The organism is Paenibacillus sp. FSL R7-0272, from assembly GCF_037969905.1.
Taxonomy (GTDB): domain Bacteria; phylum Bacillota; class Bacilli; order Paenibacillales; family Paenibacillaceae; genus Paenibacillus; species Paenibacillus polysaccharolyticus.
Genome location: NZ_CP150221.1, coordinates 6336154 through 6348827 on the forward strand (window position 1 = coordinate 6336154; position 12674 = coordinate 6348827).

Annotated in this window: 7 protein-coding genes; 5 read left to right on the forward strand and 2 right to left on the reverse strand. The window is 46.4% G+C overall.

Going from position 1 to position 12674, the window contains the following annotated elements; all coding sequences use genetic code 11:
• Positions 1-92: 92 nt before the first annotated feature.
• Positions 93-1586 carry a leucine-rich repeat domain-containing protein gene (locus tag MKY23_RS27755; protein WP_339833987.1) on the forward strand — a complete coding sequence of 498 codons (1494 nt, stop codon included), beginning with the start codon at positions 93-95 and terminating at the stop codon, positions 1584-1586.
• Positions 1587-1862: 276 nt separating this feature from the next.
• The gene (locus MKY23_RS27760; protein ID WP_339833989.1) at positions 1863-3203 is read left to right on the forward strand and encodes a glycoside hydrolase family 30 protein; all 1341 of its coding nucleotides are present in this window, start codon (positions 1863-1865) and stop codon (positions 3201-3203) included.
• Positions 3204-3412: 209 nt separating this feature from the next.
• Here MKY23_RS27760 and MKY23_RS27765 read toward each other — a convergent pair whose 3' ends face one another.
• On the reverse strand, positions 3413-4375 hold the full coding sequence (locus tag MKY23_RS27765; protein ID WP_339833992.1) for an endo-1,4-beta-xylanase: 963 nt from the start codon (positions 4373-4375) through the stop codon (positions 3413-3415).
• A gap of 254 nt (positions 4376-4629) precedes the next feature.
• On the opposite strand from MKY23_RS27765, the gene MKY23_RS27770 reads away from it, so the two are divergent.
• The 3 genes from MKY23_RS27770 (at position 4630) to MKY23_RS27780 (ending at position 11110) form a co-directional block, all read left to right on the forward strand.
• Positions 4630-6984 carry a 5'-nucleotidase C-terminal domain-containing protein gene (locus MKY23_RS27770; RefSeq protein WP_339833995.1) on the forward strand — a complete coding sequence of 785 codons (2355 nt, stop codon included), beginning with the start codon at positions 4630-4632 and terminating at the stop codon, positions 6982-6984.
• A 560-nt stretch (positions 6985-7544) separates the two neighbouring features.
• Positions 7545-8990 (forward strand): DEAD/DEAH box helicase, encoded by a 1446-nt coding sequence (locus MKY23_RS27775; protein WP_339833998.1) that lies wholly within the window; start codon positions 7545-7547, stop codon positions 8988-8990.
• A 137-nt stretch (positions 8991-9127) separates the two neighbouring features.
• Positions 9128-11110 carry an AraC family transcriptional regulator gene (locus MKY23_RS27780; protein ID WP_339834001.1) on the forward strand — a complete coding sequence of 661 codons (1983 nt, stop codon included), beginning with the start codon at positions 9128-9130 and terminating at the stop codon, positions 11108-11110.
• 133 nt (positions 11111-11243) lie between these two features.
• Here the strand turns inward: MKY23_RS27780 and MKY23_RS27785 are convergent, their stop codons facing one another.
• A complete protein-coding gene (locus MKY23_RS27785) occupies positions 11244-12653 on the reverse strand; it encodes a DKNYY domain-containing protein (RefSeq protein ID WP_339834004.1) in 1410 nt (469 codons plus the stop codon).
• Between the last annotated feature and the right edge of the window lie 21 nt (positions 12654-12674).

The following is a 12674-nucleotide window of genomic DNA, read 5'->3' on the forward strand; positions in this document are numbered from 1 at the left end:
ATAGATAGATAAACGTTATAAAATTACTGTTCCTATAATCCCAAGATGGGTTAATAAGCTAGAGACGTTATGATTTGGAGGGAAGGCATGTAATGAAGAGAATCACACTTGTATTGTTGATATGTATTCTAAGTATAGGTACGGCGGGGCAAGCAATGGCATACACCACCACGGATTCGGATCATTCCCTCATTAAAGATTCTGCGCTAGAGGAAGGACTCAAGCTAATTTTAAATATTCCTGTAGGTGAACCCCTGACATCTAAAGATCTGAAGCAGCTTCGTGTGGTGGATCTGAGCAATGCAGGCATTCAGAGTCTTTCCGGGCTGGAACATGCCGTGAATTTGACCCATCTGCGTCTGTACGGTAATGAAATTACGGATCTCACACCACTGGAACACCTGACGGAGCTTCGCGAGATTGACGTCCGAAACAATTACATTACGTCCATTCAGCCTCTTGCTGCATTACAGCAACTGGGACGTCTATATGTCAGTAACAATTCGATATCCTCCATTGACGTTGTGCGAGAATTTCCCAGACTACATACACTGCATGCCAGCGGCAATCAGATTTTAAGCCTGAATGCTCTAACAGAGCTGCATTCGCTGAAATGGCTCGAAATCTCAAATAATGATATAACCGATCTTACACCACTTGCGGAACAGGCTCAGTTGAAGCAATTGAATGTGGCGAACAATCATATTTCGGCACTTGATGCTCTCGCAGAGTTGCCAGATACCATGCGTGAGCTGAATGTGGCAGGTAACCATATATCTCGCCTGGCACCCCTGAGCCACATGACAGAACTGCGGAAACTGGATATCTCGGGTAACCAGATCCAACAACTGAGCGACATCGCAACATTAACAAACTTAACGGAGCTGAATGCGGAGTCCAATCAGATCTATAATCTGGAGCCGCTACGCAAGTTAACCAAACTAAACGTCTTGAAGCTATCGGGCAACCGGATATGGGATCTGACACCAATCTCGGAATTATCCTTCACACCGGATAACTCAGATGTACAAAGCGTAGACAACATCTCTGCTTCCACTTCTATGTCCTTAAACACACCAAATGTGATGACAGAGGCAACTGATGCCGGGCTTACTGTACATAACAATTATCTGGATGTGACAAGTGGTAGCCACACGATGCAGCTACTCAACCAGATGAATGTCAGAGAGCAGAAACGTACGCCACAGGGGCGTTTTCAACGCCTGATCGAAGGATCTGCCACGGCATATGTGGGCGACCGTGCGTACGAACTGGGGGCGGCTCCTTTTATTAATGAAGGCCGGACGTATGTGCCTCTTCGATTTGTATCCGAGCATTTAAATGCTCGTGTGAACTGGAATAACGGTACACGCGAAGCAGTCATTACACAAGAGGATCAAATCATTCGCTGGGGCGTAAGCAACAAGCAGGTTACCATTAACGATGAACTCATCATGAATGATGCTCCGCTGTTAATGAAGGATGGCAATGCCTATGTTCCCATTCGATTTATTTCAGAGAAGCTTCATACAACCGTTGGATATATCGCCAAGAGTAAAACGATTCTGATCTTTGAAAACAAATAACCATATCCCCGCTGCATTGTTAGCGGGGATTTTTTCTGTATTCTGAGGAATAGGGTATATCGCGCTAACTATATGATGAGCCCTTAATTGTGGCCAACATAAGTGTTATGGGTGTAGTGAGCCACTCCCTCCACTCCATAATGATTCATTTCCAAACGAACCACCTTGGATTAGGGTAAATATTGCACGGATTAGCACATCTGCTTTTGCAGTGGAAGTTGGTATACTAAACGTAATCAAAAGGATTACTCACCAGCCTACGAGGAGGATCATCATATGACATTTACGTTTAACGGATTTTCGACTACACCTACAGAGCCGTGGAACCAGTTATCTTTTTCAGTCACCAATGAAAGCGTTAACTTAAAATTAACCGGTGAACAGCATCAGCTTGTTGAAGGGTTCGGTGGTTGCTTCAATGAGCTTGGTTATTTGGCTTTGGCCCATTTAAGTGACGAGCAGCGACACGAAGTCATGCATTCCCTGTTCCACCCGGAAGGGGAACATCGGTTCACGATCTGTCGCCTGCCGATTGGCGCGAGTGACTATGCAGAGCAGTGGTATAGCCACAACGAAGTAGACGGAGATGTGGCCATGAACCATTTTTCCATCGAACGAGATTTCAAATATCTGATCCCTTATATCAAGGAAGCTTTGAGTTATAACCCGGATTTGCAATTATTCGCATCGCCATGGAGTCCACCAACCTGGATGAAGTTCCCCAAAGCTTACAACTACGGAACACTGCGCTGGGAAAAGGACATTCTCGAAGCCTACGCTTTATATTTTGTGAAGTTTGTTGAAGCCTACCGTGAAGCGGGCATTACGATTCATCAGGTGCATGTGCAGAACGAAGTGATCGCCGACCAGAAATTCCCGTCTTGTATGTGGACAGGCGAACAACTGCGTGAATTTATCGCTGATTATCTAGGGCCGGCTTTTGACAAACATGGGCTGGACACCGAAATTTGGCTGGGTACGATTAATGCGCCTGATCCGTGGGAAGAACTGATGAAAAAGAAAACAACCGGATTCGATGAATATGCAGGACTGGTGCTCAGCGATCCCAAAGCGTACTCCTATATAAAAGGGGTTGGATACCAATGGGCAGGCAAACATGCCATTCAACGTACCGTAGCAAGTTACCCGGAGCTTCGTTACATGCAGACCGAGAATGAGTGCGGGGATGGGAACAACTCTTGGAACTACGCCAAGCACGTGTATAACCTCTACCAGCACTATTTCAGTAATGGCGTCAACGCCTATATCTATTGGAACATGGTGCTTGAGCCTAAAGGACGTAGCACATGGGGTTGGGAGCAGAACTCAATGATCACTGTTGATCCTGCAAGTAAGGACGTCACTTGTAATCCAGAGTATTATGTCATGAAACATTTTGCTCATCATATCGTTAACGGCGCTCGCCGGCTGGGTCTGTCTGGAGCATGGAGCGGCAAAGCCGTTGCTTTCCGCAACCCGGATAACAGCCTCGTTATCGTTGTTAACAATCCGTTCCCGGATCGCCATGACCTTCACTTGACGTTCGCCGAAGGACAAACGATTCATGTGCAGTTAGAAGCCGATTCCTTTAACAGTATGGTAATTACAGCGAATTAAAACACCGTATAGACGGCAAGAAACGCAAACATGGCATGACACTGATGCAAGCTAAAAGACCCTGTCCCACATCGTAGTGGGACAGGATCTTTTTTGAGGGGATAATGCATGTTAACTGATTTAAACGGGTAGAGTGAATCCATTCTGCCTGTGATTGTACTTTTACTAAAGTTTATACAAATGCCAACTCCAAGGTTCTGTACCTAGGCTTATGGATTGTTCGCCATGTAGGTTTTCAGCCACTGCATTGCAGGACGCTCTGTGCCATTGCTTCTTATCAGGTGGGAACCACTAGTCCAAGTTTGATTTTCGTTGTAACCCCACAGCGTAACACCTTTAACAGCCGGGTGTTTCCACAGTACAGGGAACTTCTGTTGGTAACGTTGCAATTGGGTATTGTCATCGCCAGTCATGTCCAGCTCAGATACATACACTGGAAGGCCTGTTGCTTGCAGTTTGTTCAGAACAGTGTTCATCGTGTTCACAGATACATTGTCCATATTGAAGTAGTGCGCTTGAATACCGATGCCATCAACGAGACCTCTGTTTTTCAAAAGGTTGATGATTTGGATATATCGATCTGCCTTCGCAGGGTCACCGATAATGCCGTATTCATTGATCAGCAACTTGGAATTCGGGAAGGCTTGTCTTGCTTGTTGGAATGACCAGATGACCCAATCCCAGCCCGTCTGTCCATCTCCACCAATCGCATTGTGGAAGGCTGGCTTTGCATGCAACGGCTCATTGACTACGTCAACAAACTCCGACTGAGAGTAGCGTTGTCCTGCAGCTCTGATCCATTGAATTACTTCGTTTCTCTGATCTGTTGCAGAAAGGCCATTCATCCAGTTAGGTGCCTGATTTCCCCAAACAAGGGTGTGGAATTTGAAAGGCATTTTATTGTTTTTCGCATAGTTGTAAGCCATATCTGCCTGGCCCCAATTCATCACATTACGCGTACCTTCTACCGCACCCCACTTCGTGGAGTTCTCCGGCGTCACCTGATTCCAGTACGGACTGAAATTGTTTGGTACCTGGTTAGCTATAATATTCCCCAAGAATTTACTGCCTTTAGCCAATCCGGCACTGACACTGCCCACCGCGACTGACGCGGCCAGCACACCTGCCAGAGCAAGCGTACCTACCGTCTTAAACCATTTGGACTTCAACATAATATTCCTCCTTGGTTTGGTTTATTTTATAAAGCGCTTACAAGGACATCATAATGGATAATTTTGGTTTTATACACACATAAAACATACTATTTACTTTGAAAAGTATACTTCCTATTGCTTTATCTTTTTTCCCTGCTTTACGCAACTGTATCGAACATATATGTTACATCAGCGTTTACATTACCTTGATGTTTCTCTAGTATGGATTGATAGATATCATTACACACATTAGAACACAAGGGAGATTACACATGCGTACACATGGTTTAAAACGTTTCGCTAGTTGGTCATTATCCATTCTATTAGGCACTTCCGTGCTACTCGCGCCGCTCGCTTCGGAAGATGCTCACGCAGCTGAAGCAGATCCAGAGACTAAGATTACTTTACTTGGCACATCTGATATTCATGGTCGCTTTATGCCATGGGACTACGCACTGGATGGCCCCAACCCTGCCGGAAGCATGACACAGCTCTATACGATGATAAAAAAAGTTCGTGCTGAGAATCCCAACACTATCCTGCTCGATGCAGGAGATATGATTCAGGACAATTCTGCCGAATTGTTCAATGATCAACCCCAGTCACCGATGATGGTGGCCATGAACGAGATGAACTATGATGCCTGGGTTATGGGGAATCACGAATTCAACTTTGGCCTGGATGTGCTGGAGAAAATCTCTTCTCAGTTCAAAGGTCAGGCGCTTGTCGGTAACATTTTCAAAGAAAACGGCGACCGTTACATGCCTGCATATACGATTATTGAGCGCGATGGTATCAAAGTAGGCGTAATTGGTATGAACACCCCGATGATCACCGAATTCGAAAAAGGAACCGATCACCTTGATGGTGTTATTGTTAAAGACCCTGTAGAAGAGACACGCAAAGCCATTGCTGAGCTGAAAGGCAAAGTGGATGTGATGGTTGGTCTCATGCATATGGGACTGGATAACGAGAACGGCAAACCGGGAACCGGCGTCACGGATATTGCGAATGCCAACCCAGAGCTGGCTGCTATTTTTGCCGGACACATGCATCAGCTGATTGAATCACAGACGGTAAACGGCGTGCTGATCTCTGAACCCAACAAATATGGTACACACATGTCACGTATTGACCTGACATTTGCCAAAGAGGACGGCAAGGTTGTGTTGAAGAGCAAGGAAGCCAAGGCACTCGCTGTCAAAAAAGCAGACGGCACTTATGAAGTTTCCGATCCTTCTCTGGAAAAAACACTGCATCCGTTCCACGAGTTCGCTCGTGCCGATGCTAATATCGTGGTCGCGGAACTGAAAGGAATGAATCTGGTTCCGGCGGATGAGATCAAAGGCATCCCTGCCGTGCAGATTCAGGAAACGCCGCTGTCTGATTTTTTCACCGAGGTCATGCTCCATTACAGTGATGCTGACGTTGTTGCCCATCAGATTGATAATGACAAAGCCAAGCTGGACGTTGGCCCGATCAAGAAAAAAGATATTGCGTTTAACTACCAGTACACATTTGGTGAAGTGACGGTATATGAAGTGACCGGACGTGATCTTAAGGATTACATGGAATGGTCCGCAGGATACTTCAACTCTACTCGTCCCGGGGATGTGACCATCAGCTTTGATCCGAAGCGACGTGCTTCCAAGTACAGCACCGATGATTTCTTCGGCGGTGTGACCTATGAGATCGACCTGACCAAGCCATATGGTAGCCGCATTACCCATTTGAAGTACAGTAACGGAAAAACGGTTCAGGCAGATGATACACTCAAGCTCGGTATGAATGCTTATCGAATGGAAGCACTGGTTGCCAAAGGCGGAGCACTTGAAGGACGTAAGCTTAAACAACTCTGGTCTTCTAAGGATGCTTCGGCCTTTGGTGAGATTCAAGGCACGATCCGTAATCTGTCTATCGCATATCTGAAAGACGTGATGAAAGGTGTCTACGAACCGAAAATTCAGCAACATTGGAAAATCACTGGCGTAGACCTGACTGCACCGGAGCGTACAGATGTCGTGGAACTTATTAATGCTGGCGTTATGACGGTACCGACAACAAAAGATGGCAAGTACACCAATATTGCCTCCATTAACATTTTGGATGCTGTAACTTCGGACGAGATTGAAGCTCTCTCTTCCAAAGCAGGGGTTGATGCAGCACAATTCAAAGGCGTAAAAACAAAAGGTGCGTTCTATCAACAGTTGAACAAGGCTCGCAAAGCAGTAGAAGGTAAAGACAATGACGGGACTTCAACACCCCCTTCATCTGAGACACCGGTAGCTCCTGCTCCGGAAAAACCAGGTAATCCAGTGAAACCAAAACCAACTCCGGTTCCTACACCTGGAGCGCCAAAATCAGGTACTCCGAAACCAGGTAAACCACCTGTTTCTTCGGACAATGGTAAGCCAAGTGTCACAGTTCCAGGCAAACAAGCGAGGGTTACAGCCTCTCATCTGAATGTACGTGCGGGCGCATCCTCCAAATCAAGAGTGATTACTTCTGTGCCCCAAGGTACGATGCTTAAGGTAGTCAGCACAGGCCATGACTATGGCTGGGTTAAAGTGAAGCTGAATGGACAGATGGCATACGTTTATGGCAAATATGTAAGCATTTCAAAATAACACTGTATGTATCAAGGCGGTACACCCATGTAATGATGGAGGTATCGTCTTTTTATTAATATGAGTTCACTTTCGAGGAAGCCCTCAGTAGAATGATACAAATCGTTTCACGTGGAACGTCGCACATCTAACGATCCCCAGAAACGCTATTTAGGTGATTTTACGCGTTTTTGTTTTCTAACGAACTGAGGAGACCTTATTTGGGCAAAATGAAGTGAGATCAGTCATTTTTATCATGTTTTCAGCAAGATAAGCTCCCTGGTGATCGTTACAATTCCAACACGCTCTATATCTTTCAAATAAGCTCATCTGAGATTGTTAGAATAATGCGGGTGCGGGTAATGACCGTAACCACCTTCACCTGCATGGAGGGGCGAACCGCTATCCAGTAGGAGGGTCTCTTTATTTCCCACGCGCTTCCCGTGCACATAGAGTATAATAAGCAGGTATATGTTACATGTACGGTGCAATGCTGGTAAGTAAGATCATTCACATGGTTACCGAGACCAAAATAACGTGAGCAGACTGCATTTCAAAACTAAACGCAAAAGAGGTAAACGATGAGTAAGCAGTATTTTAAAGATTATGGCTTGGGGGAAGAGATCGTCAAAGCACTGGACAGCCTGGGTTACGAGAATCCCACCGAAGTTCAGACCCGGGTTATTCCCGTTGCTCTGGAGAATCAAGATCTTGTTGTGAAATCACAGACAGGTAGCGGCAAAACAGCCGCATACGGTATACCGCTCTGCGAACTGGTAGACTGGAACGAAAATAAACCGCAGGCTCTGATTCTGACTCCAACACGAGAGCTGGCGTTGCAGGTCAACGAAGATATTACCAACATTGGCCGCTTTAAACGTATTAAAGCAACCGCGCTGTATGGGCAGTCCCCTTTTCACATCCAAAAAGCCGAGCTGAAACAACGAACCCACGTGGCTGTCGGCACACCAGGCCGGGTTCTGGATCATATTGAACGGGGCACGCTGCCGCTGGATCGTATCGCATACCTGGTCATCGATGAAGCAGATGAGATGCTGAACATGGGCTTTATTGAGACGGTACAAGCGATTATTCAGTCATTGCCGCAGGAACGGACAACGATGCTGTTCTCCGCAACGTTCCCGGAGGATGTGGCGAAGCTGTCACGTCAATACATGAACACTCCTGTAGAAATCGAGATTAAGGCTAGCGGACTGACTACAGCAACGATTGAACATGCCGTGATTCGCACTTCGGAAGTGAACAAAACTGCACTGCTTCAGGACTTGTTGATTACTGAAAACCCGGACAGTTGCATTGTATTTTGCCGCACACAAGAGAATGTCGATAAGCTGTTCCGCGTGTTGGCTGATTTGGACTATCCGGCAGATCGTATCCATGGCGGTATGGAGCAAGATGAGCGAATCGAAGTGATGAATGCCTTCAGACGTGGACAATTCCGTTATCTGATCGCCACCGACGTTGCCGCGCGTGGGATTGATATCACGAACATTACACACGTCATCAATTATGATATCCCGCTTGAAAAAGAAAGCTATGTGCACCGCACAGGTCGTACGGGTCGTGCAGGTAAGACAGGCAGAGCCTTCACTTTGGTAACCCCGAAGGACGGCAGACGTCTTGCGGAGATTGAATCCTACATTGGGTTTGAGATTCCTGTGGTCAAAGCACCTTCAGAAGATGAGGTGGATCGCTGCCTGGAAGCATTCGAAAAACGCCTCAAGATCGCACCTGAACGCAAAAAGGACAAGCGTGAGCAGTTGAACCAGCAGATCATGAAGCTGAACTTCAACGGAGGTAAGAAGAAGAAACTTCGTGCAGTTGATTTTGTAGGAACCATTGCGAAGATCGAAGGCGTAAGTGCAGACGATATCGGGATTATCACGATTCTGGATAACGTGACCGATGTGGAAATCCTGAATGGTAAGGGACCGCTCGTGCTGGAAGTCATGCAACATACTACGATTAAACGTATGCAACTTAAGGTACGTAAAGGGCGTAAATAGACGGATCATAGGATCATATATAGCGAGGGATAACGGAGAATTTTTACGATCCGTTATCCTTTTTTATCCCTTTACGTTGAGAATCATTATCAATATAATAAAAAGAAATGCCCACGCACGGCAGGAGGTTCGTACGAATGACAATAACACTAGATGATCATATCCAAGTATGGAATCATTCTTCGGTCAAAGTCATGGATATTCGCCTTGCCGTGCTGGAACCCGGAGAAAGCGTACAGCGTTACCAGCTCCCCGCACATTCATTCATATACGTGCTGGACGGACATGCTCAAGTACGCCTGGATCAATTGCAATATAACATGAGTCGATTTCATATCCTACATGGAGGGCGCGGCGCGTTCATCGACATTGTCGCAGAGGATCGATTGGAATATTATTTAATTCTGTACAAAGCCGTAATGATGTTACCCTCTTCTCATCCACTGCTTAAGCACCATGGAGTCGATTCTTCCTTTAGATATCAATATGCTTTCATCCCGGGTCATCCAGCCTCTTTGTTGTTGAAACTGGATGATATGTATGAAAATTGGATGACTCCTGATATACTCCATCAATTTCAGGCTCGAACACTGTTCTACCAGTTTGTTCATGCACTTCTTTTACAGATGAAACAGCAGGGAATTGAACCCGTGGCCCCGGATTTGCTCTCACAGGTGTTGCATTACATACAGGAACATTATATGGAACCCATCACACTTAAATCTCTGGCAGAGCTGTTCGATTGCAGTGTTAGCTATCTGACCAAACTGTTCAAGTCTCGTCTGAATGACAGCCCCATACGGCTGTTAGCCAAAGTTCGTGTACAGGCGGCTGCCAAGATACTGGCACGCAGAGGAACCTCCCTTCAAGAAATTGCCGAACTTGTTGGTTATCCGGATGCGCACACCTTAAGCCGCAGTTTCAAAAAAGCTTATGGCATGACTCCTGCTCAATACCGGGCAGCCATTTCTCAGACGAGTAATGTGATACCAGATATGCCCAAGCTGCGTACCCGATCTGCCCTTGTTGTGACTGAACCTCAATGCTATAGTTTCAATGATTACGATTCTCATTTACATTTAAGCGGAGGTTTAACCATGTTTAAGACAAGCAGATCATCATCCATTGCCACAGCGGCATTGCTCTTGTGTTTCACCTTAATTCTCTCAGCATGTGCTGGTGGAGCAACAGCACCGAACAACTTAGCATCAGGTACAGCAGGAGAATCGAATGTATCTCAACAAAAATCAGCCGCCACATCCGAGACATCAACGCCAGCAACCCGGACCTACACCGATAGTAGAGGAACTATCACCATTCCCGCCCACCCTCAGCGAATTGTCGATCTGACAGGCAGTGCCATCGGGAATTTACTGGTGCTTGGTGTCAAGCCGGTAGCATCGACTCATGATGCGATGCGAAACCCTTACCATCAAGGCATGCTGGAAGGGATCATCAATCTGGAGGAAGGAAGCAACGCAGAAGCCATACTGAACCTGGAACCCGATCTGATCATCACATATGACTATCTGGTGGACAATCAATATGAAGCCTTGTCCCAAATTGCCCCTGTAGTGAGCTTGAAATATGGCGGTGCAACTCCACAAGAGCTCTTGCTTGAATTCGGAAAATTAACGGGCAAAGAGAAAGAAGCTCAGACTTGGGTAGACCATTGGAATGCCAAAATCGCCAACGTTAAACCAAAGATTCAAGCAGTCGTGGGCAATCATACGGTTTCTATCCTTCAGCCCTATGCCAAAGGCATCTACGCGTGGGGAAATAAGGGTGCACGTGGGGGAGAGATTTTGTACCGGGACTTTGGTCTGAAAGCCCCTTCTCTAATTCAGAAGGATCTCATTGATGGGGAAGGCACAGGTGCAAGCCTGTCCTTGGAGAAACTGCCCGAATATGCAGGCGATTATATTTTCACAAGCAATTGGGGGTGGGACGACGGCAACCCTGATGTGGTGTACGAAAGCAACATTTGGAAGGGACTTCCTGCTGTGAAAAACAAACAGGTTTATTTCATCAACACAGAGGGCTCATTCTATAATGACCCGATTTCTCTGGAAGCACAGCTACAATTTATTGTAGATAGCTTTTTGAACAAATCTGAGTAAAGTAACTTCTCTGACGACAAACAAGCTGATAGCTCAGGCATCCCCCCCTCCTTCCAACACAGGGAACAGGAGGGGATTTTTTGAATACCGTTTTTTTGATTTCGAATGTTCTGTTTCATTTCTATCTCTATTTTCACTTCTTCTTTTTCCGTACTACACTTCCTGCTACCGTATAAAAGAACAGCTTATCCTCCGCACTACCTTGATCATCCGTCACCTGAAAAGTCTCAGCATCCGCCGTTTTGTATACCCCTCCTGTCACAAAACTGAATACGGCCTGATTATCCTTGCCCCAATACCTGTTTAACATGACAAAAGATGCTCCATTGATGCCTTTTACGGTACGTTTGCCGTTCGCATTATAGAGCCCATTCCGGTCCTTGGACCAGCTCTGGGGATCAGCTTCGAACAGATGAGTAAAGCTAGCACGATCTATCTTTTTATTGACTATGCCCCACAGATATACCTGATTCGCATCTACAGCCCAACTACCGGATGGTGTGAGCACTTCAAAACTTGCCGCATCCGCTCCCTTGATCCGTTGAAGTACATCATCAGGATGACCGAAAGGCTGACTCGTACGCGCATACTGCGCATGATATACGTCGTTCTGATCTCTGGATAAACCCAGATGCTCCGTACCGCCTAACAATTCAAATGTGAATACGTCCGCTCCCTCAACACGATACCCGTTATAATAAACATGCTGCTTGTCCCGACCAAATCGTCCTCCAAGTGACTCGAAGCTGTCCGGATCTGCTCCACCTATGGCACGCCACTGAAAATAAACCCAATTCCGATCACACGCAAACTGTTCGTCTAGCGGTTCAAATGAACTTCGATCCGCGCCGCGAATCAAATTAAAAGTTTCTTTAGCATCTCGCCTGTACCCACCGCCGGACTCTGTCCGATAGAATACGGAGGTAGCCGTGGCGTACCAATCCCCCGTAAGCTGCATCGCATCATCTGCATGATGAGCGTAGTCAGTCCGCCACCAGCCCGGTATATCTGGGTAATGCTCCCGGAGCCAATCTACGATCTCATGTTTATATTCATTGGCGTAACGAAGGCCGCTCGACAAGTGAAACAAATGATCCAGATCCGTACAGTAATCATGCCGCGCAATGGCTGAACTTGTATCAATTTCATCGAACACATGAAAATGCTGGCTGTCTTTGACGTATAGTTGATGTTTATCCTTTGCAAAATAAGGCGTCCCTGGCAACAGCCCAAAACTGCCTGGATCGGAGGGAGAGACGGGCTTGTCCTCCAGATAGACATGCTGCGAATCAAAGCTGTAATCCTCGTGCACGACGCGGAACGCTTCCGTATCTTGACTGAACAAACTGGCCTTGTTCGTACGTGCATTGAACCACCATATACCCTGATAATCTTTTAGATAGGCAAATGTCAGCCAGCCGTTGGGATAGGTCGATAAGACTTCGAAACCATCAGCAGTGATCCCGCCTTTGACCAGAACCGCCTCTCCGTTCTCTTTCTGCAAGACCACTAGAGCATTCGCATTGATCACAAAGCGATCCATAACCGTCCCTCCTTCAATCCA